Genomic DNA, 18,890 nt, shown 5'->3' with positions numbered 1-18,890 from the left:
AGCGGCCTGCGTCGCTCCCCTGCTATCTGCGTGGTGCCGCCGTCGACTCCCGTACCGTCAGCCTCGCCGGCACCACCACCGGCGCGCCCTCGCGCTCCCCGCCGCCCTGCGCCGCGATCAGCAACTCGACGGCGCGGGCAGTCACTTCCGCGATCGGCTGCACCACGGCGGTAAGCGGCGGGTGGGTAAAGCGCATGATCGGCGTGTCGTCGAAACTCACCAGCGACACGTCGCCCGGCACCTCCAGCCCGCGCGCGCGAATGGCGTCAAGCGTGGCGATCGCCATCTGCTCGCTGCTGGCGATGATCGCCGTCGGGGGATCGGCGCTGGCCAGAAGTCGTTCCGCCGCCGCCCGGCCGGAGTCATAGCCGAAGTCGCCCACCGCCAGCAGCTCTGCCGCCAAGCCATTTGCGGCCATGGCCGAGCGCCAGCCCTCGGTGCGCCAGCCGCTCAGTTCATAGTCGCTCGGCCCCGCGATGAAGCCGACGCGGCGGTGGCCCAGTTCCAGGAGATGCTCGGTCGCCAGCACGGCGGCATGCTGGTCGTCCATGGTGAGCCGGAAGCCCGCGCCCTCGACCAGCGAACCTACGCGCGCAAAGCAGATATGCTGCTCGGCAAGCAAGCCGGTGATCAGCGGGTTGTGCGAGTGCGGCGGCGTCAGGATCACTCCATCGGGCTGGAGCGCGGCGAGCGCGGCGGACAGCTCGCGCTCGATATGGTCGCTGTGCGTGTCGACCAGTTCGACGATCATGCGGTAGCCGTGCTCGGCACAGGTGAGCATGCCGCCCAGCAGCATCTGGTCGACCCAGTCGGTGCCCTGCCGGTTGCGCCAATCCTCGATGGTGCGCTGCCGGTCGTTCAGCGCCACGATGAGATAGGAACGCGATCCTCCCATGCGCTGCGCCGCGATCGAGGGAACATAGCCGAGCCGATCGATCGAGGCCTGCACCCGCTCCGCCATTTCCGCGCGGACGTTGGGCTCCTTGTTGATGACGCGGCTCACGGTCTGCAGCGACACGCCCGCGTCGGCTGCGACGTGCTTGATCGTCACGCGCTGGCGGCGGCGCGCCATCCGCCTCAAGCCGCCTGTTCGCGGGCGGCCCCGCAATAGCTCGCCACATAGTCGGCGTGCCGCGGCATCGCGGCGACCGTCCGTGCGACATTTTCCCGCAGGGTCGTGAGCAGCCGCGCAAGCTCCTCGTCGCGCAGCTTTTCGGCGATCGGGTGCCAGGCGCGGGGTTCGATCCCCTGCCCCATCATCACCTGCACCCAGCTGTTCTCGGCGAACAGCTCCTCATTCTTGCGGAACACGCGGCCGGTTTCGCGGAACAGCTCGATTTTTTGGGTGAGGCTGTCCGGGATCTCCATGTCCGCGCAATGCCGCCAGAAAGCGCTGTCCCGCCGCTCGGTGGCCTTGTAGTGCAGGATCAGGAAGTCGCGGACCTGCGTCATGTCCTGGAGCTGCTGTTCGTTGAACTCGGCGATGTCGCGCGGGCTCACCTCGGACAGCGGCAGCATCCGGATCAGGCGGAGCACCGCACGCTGGATCAAGTGGATGCTGGTCGACTCCAGCGGCTCGGCGAAGCCCCCGGCCAGGCCGATCGCCACGCAGTTGCGCACCCACTGCCGCCGGCGCACGCCGGTGGTGAAGCGCAGGTGATTGGGCTCGGTGCGCACCGCCCCCTCAAGATTGCCGAGCAATCGTTCCAGCGCCGCGTCGCGGCCAAGATAGCGGCTGCAATAGACCAGACCGTTGCCGGTGCGGTGCTGAAGCGGGATGCGCCATTGCCAGCCCGCGTCGTGCGCGATCGCGCGCGTGTACGGGACGGGCGGACCCACATTGTCCGTCTGCACCGCGATCGCAGAGTCGCACGGCAGCCAGTGGGTCCAATCATCATAGCCGGTGTGGAGCGTCTGCTCGATCAGCAGCGCGCGAAAGCCCGTGCAGTCGAGGAAGAGGTCGCCCCCTACCCGAGTGCCGCTTTCCAGCACCAGCGCGGCGATGTCGCCGGACTCGCCGTCGAGTTCGACCTGCGCGATCTTGCCCTCGACCCGCCGAGCACCATCCCCCTCGGCCATCGTGCGCAGGAAGCGAGCATAAAGGGTGGCGTCGAGCTGATAGGCATAGTTCGCCCGATCCCCCGGCAGGTGACCGAACTTGCCCTCCAGCGCAGCGATCAGCTCGACGCAATAGGCATCATAAGGTGCGTCGTGCCCGCGGGTGCGGCCGTACAACCAGAAATGCTGGAACCCTGCCGACCAATGATCCTTCCCCGTGAAGCCGAAGGAGTGGAAGTAGCGGTGCCCCGGCAGCATCCAGTTCTCGAACTGGATGCCAAGCTTGAAGGTCGCCTGGGTGGCGGCCATGAACGCGGCCTCGTCGATCCCGAGCAGCCGGTTGAAGTTGATGAGCGGCGGGATGGTCGATTCGCCCACGCCGACCGTGCCGATCGCGTCTGATTCGACCAGCGTTACCTCAACGGCGCGGCCCATGGTGCGCGCGATCGCCGCGGCTGCCATCCATCCCGCCGTGCCGCCGCCCGCGACCACGATGCGCCGCATGCGCTTGCCGCCGATCATCGGCTGAGCGCCCGCAGGAGGAAGGACCGGATGCGCCCGGCGCTTTCGGGCGTCAGCGGATTGAGCACGCTGCGTGCGCCTTCGGGAATATGCGCCACAACTTCCTCCCCGTTTTGGAAGACGTAATAGTCGAACATGTCGCGCCAGTGGCGCTTCTCGTCCTCGGGCAGGTCGCGGATGGTGAGCATGGCGTGGTTGAGCGCGTCCTGCGGCTGGCCAAGCCAGCGCGGCGTGTCGCGCCACCAATAGTTCACCAGGATGTTGAACGCGGCGAGTCCCTCGACATGATGCCACCACATCGACGGGATGTAGATGGCGTCGCCCGGCTCCAGCTCGGCGACTTGCGCATGCGCCAGCGCGTCGCGAAAACGGGGATGGCGGGCGAAGTCGGGGGCGTTGAAGTCCACCATGCTGACCGCGCGCCCCGCGGGCGTGTTGTCCACCGGGCCCAGGTAGAGGTTACGAAACTGCTCGCGCGGGAAGAGTGTAAAACGTCGCCGCCCCGCCGCGACGCAGGCGAGATTGTCGGGATGGTCGTTGTGCGCGGCGATGCGCGTGCGCGTACCGATCCAGATACTCGCCAGAGGCTGGCGCTCGCCCAGATCGACGTGGTTCTCGGCATGCAGGCCGTCGAAGAAGCCGTGGACGTCGATCGATCCGAGGTAGATCGGGGGGGCGGCCGGATCCTGCTCCGCGCGGTCGATCTGGGCGAAGATCTCCGGTAGCTTGGCACGCGCGATACGGAAGTTCATCCCCATCGCATCGTCGTAGAACAGCCGACCGTCCGATCCCGGCTGGCCGATCGAGACGGTGAAAGGCAGGTCGCGCCGCCGCTCCAGCAGATAGGCACGCGCGTCACGCGCCGATCGACGGCCGGCGGCGACCAGCGGCCAATCGGCCACCAGTCCCCGGACCACGAATGGCCGGGTCGCGGTGTGCAGCAGCGTGTCGAGTGCGGCCGCATCGGCCACCGCCTCCCCCGGCACCGGAGGCAGATCCGCGAAAATGCCGCCTCCGCCCTCAGCCATGGCGCAGGCGCTGGCTCTTGCGCGCTACCAGCGCGCCGATGTTGGCAAGGGACGCGAGCGCCATGTAGAGCGGCATCAGGTGCCCGGCGCCATGCAGTTCGGCGATTTCGGCTGGATCGAGCGCCCGCAACCTGGCCTCGTCGATGACGTGAAAGCCGACCAGGCGATGGGTGGTCCCGTCGGGAAGCGGCACCTCCAGCGACAGCGGTTCGAGCAGATCGTACCGACGCAATGCCGCAAAGAAGCCGGCAGACGCGGCATAGCCTGCATCCAGCACGCGCAGCTTCTCGATCACGGCCTCTAGATAGGAAGTGGGGCTCCCATCCTCCTCGAAGATGCGGACACCCTCGGAACCCAGGCGGGGGCTGTCGAGGTCGATGTGTACCTGCCGCTCGGGCGCATCGATGCCCGCCGGTCGTCCGATCAGGAACGGCTGGATCGCGATCGAAAGCGGCAGGTAGCGGGCCGCCCAGCGCCTGCCTTCGAGGAACAGGTTCTCGCCATCTTCGAAACCGAACATCGCGAACGCCGCGAAGCTGTCCTGCTCCAGGTTGCGGCGGAACAGGATGGGATATTCGTTCTGCACCTGCCGGAACTCGTCCGGCACGACCATGGCGCACATCACGGCGTCCCCGGCGTCCCCCGCACGGTCGCTGCGGACCTTGAGGTTGCGGTGGGCGTCGGCAGTCAGAATGGCATGGTTGGGCATGTCGGCGGTTCAATCCTGGCACGGCGGCGCGGATGCACCGCCAGCGAAGGTGCCGCCGAAGCGCGAAAGAAGCCAACTCTTTCGAGCCGACCCCTTTCGCAGCTTCGTGTCGGCGGCGGGCGTCCGGATCAGAAGGTGAAGCGGATACCACCCGAGTAGCGAGCATAGCCCGGCTGTGCGAACGTCACGAAATTGTCGGAGCGCCGATGTCCGCGCCGGCTCTCTCCCGTGAGGTTGATGGCCTCCACAAAGGCGGTGAGGCCGGGCACGAACTCCCAACTCGCGCTGGCGTCCACCTGGCCATAGGCCTCGACATAGGTGGGATCGAACGAGCCGCCGTTGTAGAACTCGTCACGCCAGTTGTAGGCCACGCGCGCCTGGATGCCGCCCTTGTCGTAGTAGAGCACCGCATTGGCGCTGTCGCTCAGGCCCGTCAGCGCGAACTGCCCCACGTTCGGATCGAGCGTGTTGTCGAACTTCGCGTCGCCATCCACGATCGTGTAGTTCAGGATGACGCCGAGCCCGGTTTCCCACAGACGGTGTTGGATTGCGAACTCCCAGCCGTGGATGTTCGCCGTCTGATCGCTGTTGAAGGGCTGCGCGATCTGGAAGTTGAACAGGGGATCCTCGGCCGTCGCGAAGATGTCGCCGGTCAGGTAGGTGACGCCACCCACATCCGTGGAGCCGGTGACGGTCGACGAGTCTGGGAAGTTGCGGAGGATATAATCGCGGATCCGCACCGCATCGGTGGTGCCCAGTGCATTGGCCGCCGCCTGATAGCGCGGACCGGCCGCCGGATTGCGAAGCCCGAACGCAGGCGTGTCCACCTGTGTCGTGCTGATGAAGTTCGACACGTCCTTGTTGAAATAGCCGACCGAGACGTAGCTTTCGCGATCGTAGTACCACTCGGCCGAGAAATCGAGGTTCTTGGACTTGTACGGCAGCAGGCCTGCGTTGCCCTGGCTGCCGGTGCCGCCGCCGATACGCGGATTGGAGTCGATCGTACGACCACCCTGCAGGCTGCCATAATCGGCGCGCGCGATCGTGTGGCTGTACGAGGCGCGCAGCTTCACATTCTCGATCGGCTCGATGTCGAAGTCGACGGCCGGCAGCCAGTTCTGATAGCTCCCCTTCAGCCGGGTGAAGGTGCTTTCGCCGGAATAGATCACGCTGAACTCGTTCGCGGAGACCCAGCGCGTGCCGACGGGAACCGGCACCAGTGCCGAGGAGTCGATGTTGGTGTGGTCCCAGCGGATGCCGGCGATCAGGTGCGCAGGGCGCGCGAACAGGTCGAACTTGGTGTTGAACTGGATGAAGGGCGAGATGGTCTTCTCGCTGAGCCGCCGATCGACCGTATAGTCGGACAGGCAGGTACCCGGCTGCGCGGTTCCGGTCTGCGGATCGCTGCAGATGCCGTAGTTGTTCTCCAGCAGGTCCGCCATGCGCTCGAAGTTGAACATGTAGAGCGCCGGGATGATGCCCGACGCATTCGCGCCAGACAGCCCGTCGAACTTGTCCGGGATGCTCACCTGCTCGAACAGGTCGTCCGGGATGTCCGAAGCCGGACCGATCCCGCCCCAGGTGTCGTTCTGGATGAAGCCATAGGCCGAACGGACCTTGTTATCGACGAACGAGAAGCCGGCATCGATGCTGTCGAGGAAGCTGCCCTCGTGATCGTAGTGACCCTTCAGCTGGACCTGATTGATCTCGTCCTTGAAGTAGGCGTTGCGGAACGAGTTGCCGGTCGGCGTGATCAGTGACCGGTCGAGCGGGTCGACGCCCGGATACATGGTATAGGAGAGCACGGGCATGTCGTGCTCGAAGTCGATCGTCTGGCTCTGCAAGCCGAAGATCGCGTTGCCGATCGACGTGCTGCTGCCGTACTTGTTGGTCGGCTTCGACTCCGCGGTCGAGTGGTGGGCGTCGAGCGAGACCGTGACGCCGCCCGGAGCTTCCCAGGTGAGGTTGCCGCCCAGCGACTTGTTCTCGGACTTGTTGGCGCTCAGCGCGCCGCTGTACGACAGGTCCTTACCCGGTCCGAACCGCTCCGAATAGAAAAGCGGGCCGGCGTTGGGACCATCCGTCCACGCGCTGGACGTGTCGGCGAAGTTGAACCAGATGCCGACGCTGCTGTCGCGCACCTCGACCTCGTTGCTCGAATAGGTGAAGTCGACGGTCGCGGTCAGCGTGTCGGTCGGCTTCGCCTGCAGCACCAGCTGTCCATTGATGCGCTCGCGATCGATGTCGATGAGGTCATAGGCCGCGCTCTGCGGGATTTCATAGACGTCGTTCGGGCCAGGACGGTTGGTGATATTGGCGGCGCCGGGAGTCCCGGGCAGCGGCAGCGAACCCCAGCCTTCGTCCGAGCCCAAGAAGCCGTCCCGGAAGCCGACGCTTGCGGAGTTGGCGCTTGCCTTGCGCCGCTGGTACGCGCCGCTCAGCAGCACGCCGATGCGATCGTCGGCGAAAGTGGTCGAGATGATGCCCGACACTTCCGGCGTGATCGGGTTGCCCTCGTTGCGGGAACTGTCGAGCACGCCCTTCACCGCCAGCGACCCGCGCATGCCCGGCTTATCGAGCGGGCGCGGCGTCCGGATGTTGATGGTCGAGCCGATGCCGCCCGAGGGAACCGCGGCGCGTCCGGTCTTGTAGACCTCCACCGCCGCGATGCCCTCGGACGCCAGGTTCGCGAAGTCGAACGAGCGCGACGCCGGCGCGCTGGCGCCGTCACCGAGCGTCGAGGTCGGCATCTGCCGGCCGTTCAGCGTCACCAGGTTGTATTCGGGACCAAAGCCGCGAACGGTGACGAACTGCCCCTCGCCGTTAGAGCGGTCGATCGACACGCCGGTGATGCGCTGAAGCGACTCGGCGAGGTTGGTGTCAGGAAACTTGCCGATATCCTCGGCCGAGATGGCATCGACGACGCCCTGGGCATCGCGCTTGATGTCGACCGCTTCGCGCAGCGAGGCGCGGATGCCGGTGACGACGATGTCGTCGCCAGCCTCACCCGGCTCGGCACGCGACGTATCCGCGATCTCGGATGGCCCCGGGTTGCCGAGAGTAGCTGCGGCATCCTGCGCCAGCGCCGTCCCCGGTGTTGCCATCAACGCCAAAGCAGAAACGCCAAGGACCAACTGCGTGTGTGAGCGAGCGGTAAAGCCGCGCATCCGAACCTCCCCTTTTGCCGGCGGGCTGTGATCCCGCATCGTTATTGAGAACGTTCACTGAGCAGGCGAACGGTTGTCAAGCAGCAATGCCGTGTCGCCGAAAGTGTGAGCGATACCGTTGTTGAGAACGTTCCCAACCTGTGCTCTGAAAAGCACAACCATTGCGCGCGGACGATGAATTTGCTCCGAAGCGCGCCACACCACGAGAAGGGGAAGAGGATGTTGAAGTTTCATGGCCTGCTGCTCGGAGGATCGCTCCTGGCAGGCCTGGCCGCGCCGGCGGTGCTCGCGCGGGAGCCGCAGGCGGCGTCTTCGCCCGCTCCGGCAGGAGATGCGCGTGCGCGGGCCGAGGCGGTCGTCGCGCGCATGACCACGGACGAGAAGATCGCGCTGGTGCACGGGCTGTTCCCGCCCATGGCCAACGGCAAGACCAAGAACGAGCTGATTCCCTCCGCCGGCCACATCGACGGCATCCCGCGACTGGGCGTGCCGCTGGTGCGCGAGAGCGACGCGTCGCTCGGGGTCGCCAACCAGGTCGAGCAGCGCAAGGGCGATGTCGCCACCGCACTCCCCTCCGGGCTCGCTACCGCCGCCAGCTTCGATCCCGAGATCGCGCGCGCAGGCGGCGCGATGATCGGCGCCGAAGCACGCGCCAAGCGGTTCAACGTGCTGCTGGCGGGCGGCGTCAACCTGACCCGCGATCCCTGGAACGGCCGCAACTTCGAATATCTGGGCGAGGATCCGCTGCTTGCCGGCCTGCTGGGCGGCGCGCACATCGCCGGCGTGCAATCGAACCGCATCGTCTCCACCGTCAAGCACTTCGCACTGAACGCGCAGGAGACCGGCCGCATGGTCGTCGACGCGCGCATCGACGAAAAGGCGCTGCGGATGAGCGACCTGCTCGCCTTCCAGATCGCGATCGAGAAGGGCCGTCCCGGCTCGGTGATGTGCGCCTACAACAAGGTGAACGGCGACTGGGCGTGCGAGAACCCGCGGCTGCTGACGGACGTGCTGAAGCGCGACTGGGGCTATCGCGGCTGGGTGATGAGCGACTGGGGCGCGGTGCATTCGACCGCCAAGGCCGCCAATGCCGGGCTCGACCAGCAGTCGGGGCAGGAACTCGACAAGGCGCTGTTCTTCGCCAAGCCGCTCAAGCAGGCGGTGGAGAACGGTGAAGTACCGGTGGCGCGGCTGGACGACATGGTCATCCGCTACCTGACCGGCCTGATCGAGACCGGCGCCTATGACGCGCCGATGCCGGCGACGGCAGAGGCCATCTCCTATGACCAGCATGCCGAAGTGGCGCAGCGCGCGGCCGAGGCCGGCATCGTTCTGCTGAAGAACGAGCGCAACCTGCTGCCGCTCGCCGCCAGCGCGAAGCGCATCGTGGTGATCGGCGGCAACGCGGACGTGGGCGTGCTTTCGGGCGGCGGATCGAGCCAGGTGCGCTCGGTCGGCGGCGCTCCCGTCGAAGTGCCGCTCGCCTATGGCGCGGCATCCTCGTTTGCGCGCATCACCTATCATGCCTCCTCCCCGCTCGAGGCACTCCGCAAGGCATTGCCGGGCGTGCAGGTCGACTATGTCGACGGACGCAACTTCAACGCGACCGTGGAGGCTGCACGCGCCGCCGACCTCGCCATCGTGTTCGCGACGCAATGGACGACCGAGGCCCAGGACGTTCCCGACCTGCGCCTGCCCGATCACCAGGACGCGCTGATCGACGCGATCGCCACCGCCCAGCCGAAGACGGTCGCGGTGATGGAGACCGGCGGCCCGGTGCTGATGCCGTGGATCCAGAAGGTGCCGGCGGTGGTACAGGCCTGGTACCCCGGTCAGCGCGGCGGCGAGGCGATCGCCAACATCCTCACCGGCAAGGTCAATCCTTCGGGACGCCTGCCGATCACCTTCCCGGCCAGCGCCGGCCAGCCGCCGCGTCCCAACCCCGTCGGCCTGGAGACGATGAACTCGCTGGAAGCGCAGGCAGCGGCGAACCCCGCCAATGCCGGCAACTTCCAGTTCCAGAGCTTCCCCGTGGACTACACCGAGGGCGCGGACGTCGGCTATCGCTGGTACGAGAAGAAGGCGCTGAAGCCGCTGTTCCCGTTCGGCCACGGTCTCAGCTACACCAGCTTCGCCTATCGCAAGCCCAAGGTCACCGGCGGCCGCACGCTGAGCGTCACCGTCGAGGTCACCAACACCGGCAAGCGTGCGGGCGCGGACGTGCCGCAGCTCTACGTCGTTCGCGAAGGGGGGAAGGAGCCGATGCGGCTCGCCGCGTTCCAGCGGATCGAGCTCAAGCCCGGCGAGACCCGGCGCGTCACGCTCACGGCCGAGCCGCGCATCGTCGCAGACTATGACACGGCGCTCCCGGGATGGCGGATCGCGGGCGGCCGCTATCGCGTGGCGATCGGCCACGACGCGACCGATCGCAAGCTGACTGCAGTCACCACGCTGGCGGCCAGCACCATGAAGCCTTGAGCCCTGGCGGCTGCCCGGGAGGGCAGCCGCCTACCCATGGATCGACTTCGCCGGCGGGCTGCTGGTAGGAACGCCGCATGGCGCCCTTTAAGACCTGCATCACCGCCGGCCCGGCCGACATCGACGAGCTCGGGCACGTCAACAATGCCGTCTGGGTGCGCTGGATCCAGGACGTGGCCACGGCGCACTGGGAGGCGGTGGCCCCGGCCGAACACCAGCAACGCTATTTCTGGGTCGTGACCCGGCACGAGATCGACTATCGCGGCAACGTCCGCGAGGGCGAGAGCGTCGTCGCCGAAACCTGGATCGCAGAACCCCCGCGCGGGGCCCGGTTCGATCGACACATGCGCTTCGTGGGCGAGGATGGCCGCGTGCGGGTGGAGGCGAAGACCACCTGGGCGATCGTCGACCGCGAGACGGGCCGCATCCTGCGGGTGCCGCCGGAAGTCGCCGCACCCTTCCTGGAGGGCTGAGCTACTCCAGTTCCAGGATCACGGCGTCGACCATCAGGCTCTCGCCCTCGGCGGCGGTGACCGACTTCACCGTGCCGGCCTTCTGGCTGCGCAAGATGTTCTCCATCTTCATCGCCTCCACGACCGCGAGCGGCTGGCCAGCCTCCACACGGTCGCCGGGCGCCACGTGCAGGCGCGTGAGCAAGCCGGGCATCGGGCAGAGCAGCAGCCGCGACAAGTCCGGCGGGACCTTCTCGATCATGTGCCGGGTGAGCGCCGCGACGTGCGGCGGCAGCACGCCGACGCGATGCGCCGCGCCGCGCGCGATCAGGCGCCACCCGCCCCGGATGCGGGCGACCCGCACCACCAGCGGCTCGTCATCCAGCGTCGCCGCAAATAGCGGCTCGCCCGGCCGCCAATGGCCCACCAGCTCGATCGTGCCGCCGTCGGCGAACCGCACCAACTGCCCGCCTTCGAACGGCTCCACCCGCGTTTCGAAGCGCGCGTCGCCGAGCGTCACGACCCGATCGGTGGCGGGGGAGATGGGGCTGCCCAACTGTCCCTCGATGCGCGCGGCGCGCGCGGCATAGGTCGCGTCGAGCACGCTCGCGATGGCGGCGAGCCGGCGCTGGAGCTCCGGTGAGGGTGCGGCGCCGGTGAAGCCCTCGGGGAACTCCTCGGCGATGAAGCCGGTGGTCAGCGCGCCTTCGCGGAAGCGCGGGTGCTGCATCAGCGCCGAGAGGAAATCGATGTTGGTGCCCAGGCCGTCGATCTCGAACCGATCGAGCGCATGCACCTGCGCGTCGATCGCGGCCAACCGCGTAACGGCATGGGTTACCAGCTTCGCGATCATCGGGTCGTAATAGATGCTGACTCCGCCGCCCTCGCGCACGCCGTCATCGACGCGCACGCCGTCCCGGGCGGGCGGCGGCCGGTAGCGGACCAAGCGACCGGTCGAGGGCAGGAAGCCGCGATACGGGTCCTCTGCATAGACCCGGTTCTCGATTGCCCAGCCGGTCAGCGTGACATCGTCCTGCGTGAAGGCGAGCGGCTCGCCGGCGGCGACACGGATCATCTGCTCCACCAGATCCAGCCCGGTGATCGCCTCCGTGACGGGATGCTCCACCTGAAGGCGCGTGTTCATCTCCAGGAAGTAGAAGCTTTCGCCGGTCGGATCGGCACCCGAGACGATCAGCTCGACCGTGCCGGCCGAGAAATAGCCGACCGCACGCGCCAGTGCCACTGCCTGCTCGCCCATGCGGCGGCGCATCTCGGGCGTCACGAACGGCGATGGCGCCTCCTCCACCACCTTCTGGTGGCGGCGCTGGATCGAGCATTCGCGCTCACCCAGGTAAACGAGGTTGCCGTGCTGGTCGCCCAGCACCTGGATCTCGATGTGGCGCGGGCTCTGGATGAACTTCTCGATGAAGACGCGGTCGTCGCCGAAGCTCGCCAGCCCCTCGCGCTTGGTCGCCTCGAACCCCTCGCGCACATCGGCCTCGCTCCAAGCGAGCCGCATCCCCTTGCCGCCGCCGCCGGCTGAGGCCTTCATCATCACCGGATAGCCGATCTCCCCGGCGATCCGCACCGCGTCCTCCGTCGACGCGATCTCGCCCAGGAAGCCGGGCACGACGTTGACGCCCGCTTCCTTGGCGAGCTTCTTGGACTCGATCTTGTCGCCCATCGCCGCGATCGCTTCCGGCGGCGGGCCGACGAAGGCGATGCCGGCCTCGGCACAGGCGCGCGCGAACTCGGCGCGCTCGGACAGGAAGCCGTAGCCCGGGTGGATGCAGTCGGCGCCGGTCTCCTTGGCCGCCAGCAGGATCAGGTCGGCGCGCAGATAGCTCTCCGCCGCCGGCGCCGGCCCAAGCCGCACCGACTCGTCCGCCATGCGCACGTGCGGCGCGTCGGCATCGGCGTCGGAATAGACCGCCACCGTGGCGACCCCCATCCGTTTGGCGGTGCGCATCACGCGGCAGGCGATCTCGCCGCGATTGGCGACCAGGATCTTGGTGAACATGGGCCTATTCCTGCCCGACGAGCGACGTGGGTGCGGCAGCGGACCGGAGTTCCGCCGCCTGCGTCCGGGGGGTTGCACATCGCGCGGCATTCGCCGCGGCCAACAGGGTCACCAGCATTCACTCTCCTTCACGCGCACCGCCGTCGCCGGGCTCACTCCCGATCTGGCCAACGGTGTCGCGTCCTCAACGATCCCAGAGCAGCGCCGCTGCGGAAGGCCCGCTGCTTGAAGGACCTTCCGCACGCGTTTTATCTTCGTGCCAGCACGATCAGCAGCATCCGCACGCCTCCTTCACCCGCGGTGCCTCCGCCTGCATCGGACGCAGGCCCAGGCGCGCGAACAGCGCCGCGTCCTTGTCGTCGCCCGCGTTGCCGGTGGTGAGCAGCTTGTCGCCGGTGAAGATCGAATTGGCGCCGGCCAGGAAGCACAGCGCCTGGGTGGCGTCGCTCATGCTCTCGCGGCCCGCCGACAGCCGCACCATGCTCGCCGGCATGGTGATGCGCGCGACCGCGACGGTACGCACGAACTCGATGTCGTCGATCTTGGCGAGCGGGGTGTCCGCCAGCATGTCGCCCAGCACCGTGCCCTTGACCGGCACCAGCGCGTTCACCGGCACGCTTTCGGGATGCTGCGGCAGGGTCGCCAGCGCATGGATGAAGCCGACGCGATCCTCGCGCGTCTCGCCCATGCCGATAATGCCACCCGAGCACACGTTGATGCCCGCACCGCGCACATGGTCGAGCGTGTCGAGCCGCTCCTGGAAGCTGCGGGTGGTGATGACCTCGCCATAGCGTTCGGGCGAGGTGTCGATGTTGTGGTTGTAGTAATCGAGGCCGGCATCGGCGAGCTGCGCTGCCTGGTCGGGCGTCAGCATGCCCAGCGTCATGCAGGTTTCCATGCCCATCTGCCGCACGCCCTTCACCATCTCGATGATGGCGGGCATGTCGCGGTCCTTGGGATTGCGCCAGGCAGCGCCCATGCAGAAGCGCGACGAGCCATTGTCCTTGGCCTGCGCGGCCGACTGGAGCACGGCGCGCACGTCCATCAGCTTGGTTGCCTTCAGCCCCGTCTCGGCATGCACCGACTGGTTGCAATAGCCGCAGTCCTCCGGGCAGCCGCCGGTCTTGATCGACAGCAGCGTGGAGAGCTGGACCTCGTCGGCGCGATGGCTGGTGCGATGCACTTCGGCAGCGCGGAACAGCAGTTCGGGAAACGGCAGGTCGAACAGCGCCGCGATCTCGTCGCGCGTCCAGTCGTTGCGCACGTCCGCGGCGTGCTGGGGAAGGGTGTCGATCATTCGGCGGCGTCCTCGAGTCCGGCAGGTGGCATGTTGTGGCCGAGCAGGCGCAGCACGTCCGCCGCGCATTCGACCACGTTGGTGCCGGGTCCATAGATGCCCTGCACGCCCGCGTCGCGCAGATAGTCATAGTCCTGCGGCGGGATGACGCCGCCGGCCACCACCTTGATGTCGTGCCGCCCTGCCTCGCGCAGGCCGCGGATCAGCTCCGGGATCAGCGTCTTGTGCCCGGCAGCCAGGCTGGAGGCGCCGACCACGTCTACGCCGCTCTCGATCGCCAGCACCACCGTCTCTTCCGGCGTCTGGAACAGCGGCCCGGAGACCACGTCGAAGCCCATGTCGCCGAACGCGGAGGCGATGACGTTGGCACCGCGATCGTGCCCGTCCTGCCCCATCTTGGCGACCAGCAGCCGCGGCTTGCGCCCCAGCCGGCGCTCGACCGCGGCGACGCCGGCCACCACCTGCGCCCAGCGGTCGTCCCCGGCATAAGGCGCGCCATACACGCCCTTCACCGGTACCGGCGTGGTGCCGTGACGGCCGAAGCCCGCCTCCATCGCGGCCGAGATCTCGCCGAGCGTCGCGCGGGCGCGTGCCGCTTCGACTGCGAGCGCCAGCAGGTTGCCGTCCCCGGTCGCGCTCCGGCGAAGCGCGTCGAGCGCCACCTGGCACGCATCCTCGTCGCGGCCGGCGCGGACACAGGCGATGCGGGCGATCTGCGCCTCGCGCACCTTGGTGTTGTCGACTTCCAGCGTCTCGAGCGGGTCTTCGCTGGCGAGGCGGTATTTGTTGACGCCGACGATCACGTCCTCGCCGCGGTCGACGCGTGCCTGGCGGGCGGCGGCGGCCTCCTCGATCATCGCCTTGGGCCAGCCGGCGGCGACCGCCTTGGCCATGCCGCCTTCGGCCTCGACCCGCTCGATGATCGCCCAGGCTTGGTCGACCAGCTGCTGGGTGAGGCTCTCGACGTAGTAGGAGCCGCCGAGCGGATCGACGACCTTGGTCATCCCCGTCTCTTCCTGCAGCACGATCTGGGTGTTGCGGGCGATGCGGGCGGAGAAGTCGGTGGGAAGCGCGATCGCTTCGTCGAGCGCGTTGGTGTGCAGGCTCTGGGTGCCGCCCAGCATCGCCGCCATCGCCTCAATCGTGGTGCGGATGACGTTGTTGTACGGGTCCTGCTCGGTCAGCGACACGCCCGAGGTCTGGCAATGGGTGCGCAGCATCTTGGAGCGCTCGTCCTTGGCGCCCGCTTGCGTCATCACCCGGTGCCACAGCACCCGCGCGGCGCGCAGCTTCGCCACCTCCATGAAGAAGTTCATGCCGATCGCGAAAAAAAAGCTCAGCCGTCCGGCGAACTTGTCGATGTCGAGCCCGGAGGCGACACCATAGCGGACATATTCCATGCCATCGGCGATGGTGAAGGCGAGCTCCTGCACCTGCGTCGCCCCCGCCTCCTGCATGTGATAGCCGGAGATGGAGATGCTGTTGAACTTGGGCATGTGCGCCGAGGTGTAGGCAAAGATATCCGAGATGATCCGCATGCTCGGCTCGGGCGGGTAGATATAGGTGTTGCGGACCATGAACTCCTTGAGGATGTCGTTCTGGATCGTGCCTTCCAGCTTTTCCTGAGCGACCCCCTGTTCTTCTGCCGCCACGATGAAGAAGGCGAGCACCGGGATCACCGCGCCGTTCATGGTCATGCTGACCGACATCTGATCGAGCGGGATGCCGTCGAACAGGATCTTCATGTCGTCGATGGTGTCGATCGCGACGCCCGCCTTGCCGACGTCGCCGACGACGCGCGGATGGTCACTGTCATAGCCGCGGTGGGTGGCGAGATCGAAGGCGACCGACAGCCCCTTCTGCCCCGCTGCCAGATTGCGGCGGTAGAAGGCGTTGGATTCCTCGGCGGTCGAGAAGCCCGCGTACTGGCGGATCGTCCAGGGCCGGCCGGCATACATCGACGCGCGCACGCCGCGGGTGAAGGGGGCGAAGCCGGGCAGGCCTGAGTCGGAGGTGACGTCGTCGGCGGTGTAGAGGGGCTTGACGGTAATCCCCTCAGGCGTGTGCCAGTTGAGGTCACGGCCCTTCACTTCCTTGGCGGCAAGCGCCTGCCAGTCCGCAAGACTAGGGCTGCCGGTGCCGTCGCTCACGGGCAGGTCGCGCGGCGCAGGTGCGGCGCCGGAGGCCTCGCCCGGCTGGGGTGGCTCAATGTTCGCCACGCGGGCTCTCCATGATTTCGGTCAGCACGCCACCCATGTCCTTGGGGTGGACGAAGAAAATCGGCGTCCCATGCGCGCCGATGCGCGGCTCGCCCAGCACCCGCATGCCCCGCGCCTCGAACCACGCCTTGGCGGCATGGATATCGGGCACCTCATAGCAGAGGTGATGCTGCCCGCCGGCCGGGGTCTTCGCGAGGAAGCCGTGGATCGGCGAGTCCGCACCCAGCGGCTCGATCAGCTCGATCTGGGTGTTGGGTGCATCCACGAAGCAGACGCGCACGCCTTGTGCGGGAAGGTCGAAGGGTTCCCCGACCGCGGCATCGCCGAACAGCAGGCGATAGCGCTCCGCCGATTGTGCGATCGAGGGGGTGGCGACGCCGACATGGTTCAGCCGTCCTAGCATGTCGGCATCCGCGTCTCGCCGCGCACGGCATATTTGTCGCCCTGGCGGACATAATGATCGGTGAAGCTCTGGGTGCCCGTGTAGTGCACGTCGAACCCGCGGCCCGGCACGATGTTGGCGATCTTGCCCTCCAAGGTGGTGGCAGGCGTGGTGCCGGCACCGCTGTCGTCATAGCCTTCGGGCACGGAGACCAGGCCGATGGGGCCGCCTGCGCCGAGCTCGGTCAGGGTGAACACGCTGCACGTATAGCCCTGCCAGGTGCCGCCGCCGCTCGCATAGATCACCGGATTGGCGCCGAACTTGTCGGAGACCGACCATTCGCCAGGCGGCGCCCCCCAGCTCGATCCCGAGACCGCATCCGGCCAGCGCTGGACGAGGGTGAAGCCGTCCCCCGCCGGCTTGAGATAGGCGATGTCGAGCCCGCCCGTGCATCCGTGGCAACCGTCCACCATCTCGGCCGTGCTGATCAGAACGGCAGTATCGCCGCGCCACACCAGCCGCGCCGGCGTGGTGACGACCTGGCCGCCTTCCCCGGCGCTGCTTGCCTTGCCCGTGGGCCCGAACACCGTCCGGGCAGCGCGCGCGAGCTGCTCGGCAGCCGGCAGCGCCCGCACGCCGGTGGGTGGCGCAACGGCGGCAGGAGGTGCAGGCTCGGGCGCCGCCGCGGAGGGCATCGGTTCGCTGCGTTCGCCATCGCGCGGCCACAGCAGCAGCGCCCCCATGCCGAGCGTCACCCCCGCCACCATCGCCGTGGCGAGGAACCGTCCGCCGCCGCCTGACTTGGCCGGTGCCGCACGCCTAGAGCGGGATGTTGTCATGCTTCTTCCAGGGGTTCTCCAGCTGCTTGCCCCGCAGCTTGCGCAGGCCGAGCGCAATGCGCCGGCGGGTGGCGTGCGGCTGGATCACCTCGTCGATGAACCCCTTGGACGCCGCCACGAACGGGTTGGCGAAGCGCGCCTCATATTCGGCGGTGCGCTCGGCGATCTCCTCCGGCGTGCGGCCGCGGAAGATGATCTCCACGGCGCCCTTGGCGCCCATCACCGCGATTTCGGCAGTCGGCCAGGCATAGTTCAAGTCGCCGCGCAGGTGCTTGGACGCCATCACGTCATAGGCGCCGCCATAGGCCTTGCGCGTGATGACGGTGATCTTGGGCACGGTCGCCTCGGCATAGGCGAACAAGAGCTTGGCGCCGTGCTTGATGATGCCGTTGTGCTCCTGCGCCACGCCGGGGAGGAAGCCCGGCACGTCGACGAAGGTGACGATCGGGATCTCGAACGCGTCGCAGAATCGCACGAAGCGCGCCGCCTTCTTGGACGCGTTGATGTCGAGCACGCCGGCGAGCACGGTCGGCTGGTTGGCGACGAAGCCCACCGTCCGCCCCTCGATCCGGCCGAAGCCGGTCAGGATGTTGGCGGCGTGCGCGGGCTGCACCTCGAAGAAGTCGCCCTCGTCGACCACCTTCCGGATCAGCTCGTGCATGTCGTAGGGCTGGTTGGCGGACGGCGGCACCAGCGTGTCGAGGCTGTCCTCGATGCGATCCCACGGGTCTTCCGTGGGCCGCTCGGGCGCCTCGACGCGGTTGGACGCGGGCAAGAGGTCGATGAAGTCGCGCGCCGCCAGCAGCGCCTCGATGTCGTTCTCGAACGCCACGTCCGCCACCGACGACCGCGTCGTGTGGGTGACGGCGCCGCCCAGTTCCTCCTGGGTAACCACCTCGTTGGTGACGGTCTTCACCACGTCGGGACCCGTCACGAACATGTAGCTCGAATCCTTCACCATGAAGATGAAGTCGGTCATCGCCGGCGAATAGACCGCCCCGCCCGCGCACGGCCCCATGATGAGGCTCAACTGCGGCACCACGCCCGACGCGAGCACGTTCCTCTGGAACACCTCGGCATAGCCGCCGAGCGAGGCCACCCCCTCCTGGATGCGCGCGCCGCCGGAGTCGTTCAGGCCGATGACGGGCGCACCGACCTTCATCGCCATGTCCATGACCTTGCAGATCTTGGCGGCATGGCGCTCGGATAATGAGCCGCCGAACACCGTGAAATCTTGGCTGAAGACGAACACCAGCCGGCCGTTGATCGTGCCCGATCCGGTCACCACGCCGTCGCCGGGGATCACCTGATCCGCCATGCCGAAATCGACGCAATTGTGCTCGACGAACATGTCGAGCTCTTCGAAGCTGCCGGGGTCGAGCAGCACGTCGAGCCGCTCCCGCGCGGTCAGCTTGCCCTTGGCATGCTGCGCGGCCACCCGCTTCTCGCCGCCGCCGGCACGCGCGGCCGCACGCCGCCGTTCCAGCTCCTGCACCTGTTCGCGCAAGCCCTTCTCCTTACCCGGGTGTGCCCCTTTGCCGCTGCGGCTGGGCACAATCCCGGGTGCAACCTAGCGGGCCGGAGGGGGCGGGAACAAGGGGCATGCACCGCCCGAAAAGCAGGGTTGGTGGAACACGGCCGATTGATCGGCCGCCGCTGCGCCGATATGTCGGAGTTATCGACCAGGACCGGCGGTGCGCTGCCGTCCCCCGGAGCGGA

13 protein-coding genes are annotated in these 18,890 nt (G+C 67.7%); 2 read left to right on the top strand and 11 right to left on the bottom strand.

The features are described 5' to 3' along the window. Positions 1-22: 22 nt before the first annotated feature. From MHZ35_RS07440 to MHZ35_RS07420, 5 genes are all read right to left on the bottom strand, one after another. Entirely contained in the window at positions 23-1,072 is a 1,050-nt protein-coding gene (locus MHZ35_RS07440; RefSeq protein WP_239435037.1) for a LacI family DNA-binding transcriptional regulator, read from the bottom strand. Positions 1,073-1,077: 5 nt separating this feature from the next. Continuing rightward, complete coding sequence (locus tag MHZ35_RS07435) at positions 1,078-2,562, bottom strand: tryptophan halogenase family protein (protein WP_239435036.1); 1,485 nt, start codon at positions 2,560-2,562, stop codon at positions 1,078-1,080. A 14-nt stretch (positions 2,563-2,576) separates the two neighbouring features. Then, positions 2,577-3,608, bottom strand: coding sequence for a cupin-like domain-containing protein (locus MHZ35_RS07430; protein ID WP_239435035.1), 1,032 nt, complete (start codon positions 3,606-3,608; stop codon positions 2,577-2,579). Then, a complete protein-coding gene (locus tag MHZ35_RS07425; protein WP_239435034.1) occupies positions 3,601-4,317 on the bottom strand; it encodes a SapC family protein in 717 nt (238 codons plus the stop codon). Before MHZ35_RS07425 ends, MHZ35_RS07430 begins: the two co-directional genes overlap by 8 nt. Before the next feature lie 128 nt (positions 4,318-4,445). After that, on the bottom strand, positions 4,446-7,484 hold the full coding sequence (locus MHZ35_RS07420; protein WP_446741025.1) for a TonB-dependent receptor: 3,039 nt from the start codon (positions 7,482-7,484) through the stop codon (positions 4,446-4,448). A 219-nt stretch (positions 7,485-7,703) separates the two neighbouring features. Here MHZ35_RS07420 and MHZ35_RS07415 point away from each other — a divergent pair, with 219 nt between their 5' ends. Further along, positions 7,704-9,962, top strand: a complete 2,259-nt coding sequence (locus tag MHZ35_RS07415) for a beta-glucosidase family protein (protein WP_239435032.1) — start codon at positions 7,704-7,706, stop codon at positions 9,960-9,962. 77 nt (positions 9,963-10,039) lie between these two features. Further along, positions 10,040-10,435 (top strand): acyl-CoA thioesterase, encoded by a 396-nt coding sequence (locus MHZ35_RS07410; RefSeq protein WP_239435031.1) that lies wholly within the window; start codon positions 10,040-10,042, stop codon positions 10,433-10,435. A 1-nt stretch (position 10,436) separates the two neighbouring features. Here MHZ35_RS07410 and MHZ35_RS07405 read toward each other — a convergent pair whose 3' ends face one another. From MHZ35_RS07405 to MHZ35_RS07380, 6 genes are all read right to left on the bottom strand, one after another. Continuing rightward, positions 10,437-12,434, bottom strand: coding sequence for an acetyl-CoA carboxylase biotin carboxylase subunit (locus MHZ35_RS07405; RefSeq protein ID WP_239435030.1), 1,998 nt, complete (start codon positions 12,432-12,434; stop codon positions 10,437-10,439). Positions 12,435-12,702: 268 nt separating this feature from the next. Next, positions 12,703-13,731 (bottom strand): biotin synthase BioB, encoded by a 1,029-nt coding sequence (bioB, locus tag MHZ35_RS07400; protein ID WP_239435029.1) that lies wholly within the window; start codon positions 13,729-13,731, stop codon positions 12,703-12,705. Then, on the bottom strand, positions 13,728-15,881 hold the full coding sequence (scpA, locus tag MHZ35_RS07395) for a methylmalonyl-CoA mutase (RefSeq protein ID WP_239435081.1): 2,154 nt from the start codon (positions 15,879-15,881) through the stop codon (positions 13,728-13,730). Before scpA ends, bioB begins: the two co-directional genes overlap by 4 nt. Positions 15,882-15,936: 55 nt before the next feature. After that, the gene (mce, locus tag MHZ35_RS07390) at positions 15,937-16,353 is read right to left on the bottom strand and encodes a methylmalonyl-CoA epimerase (protein ID WP_239435028.1); all 417 of its coding nucleotides are present in this window, start codon (positions 16,351-16,353) and stop codon (positions 15,937-15,939) included. After that, on the bottom strand, positions 16,347-17,171 hold the full coding sequence (locus MHZ35_RS07385; RefSeq protein ID WP_239435027.1) for a hypothetical protein: 825 nt from the start codon (positions 17,169-17,171) through the stop codon (positions 16,347-16,349). Before MHZ35_RS07385 ends, mce begins: the two co-directional genes overlap by 7 nt. After that, on the bottom strand, positions 17,152-18,678 hold the full coding sequence (locus tag MHZ35_RS07380) for an acyl-CoA carboxylase subunit beta (protein WP_132882415.1): 1,527 nt from the start codon (positions 18,676-18,678) through the stop codon (positions 17,152-17,154). The genes MHZ35_RS07385 and MHZ35_RS07380 overlap by 20 nt, the downstream gene beginning before the upstream one ends. Between the last annotated feature and the right edge of the window lie 212 nt (positions 18,679-18,890).

Source organism: Sphingomonas sp. ACRSK (assembly GCF_022346685.1).
GTDB classification, from domain to species: Bacteria; Pseudomonadota; Alphaproteobacteria; order Sphingomonadales; family Sphingomonadaceae; genus Sphingomonas; species Sphingomonas molluscorum.
This window is presented reverse-complemented; position numbering and strand designations above follow the sequence as displayed.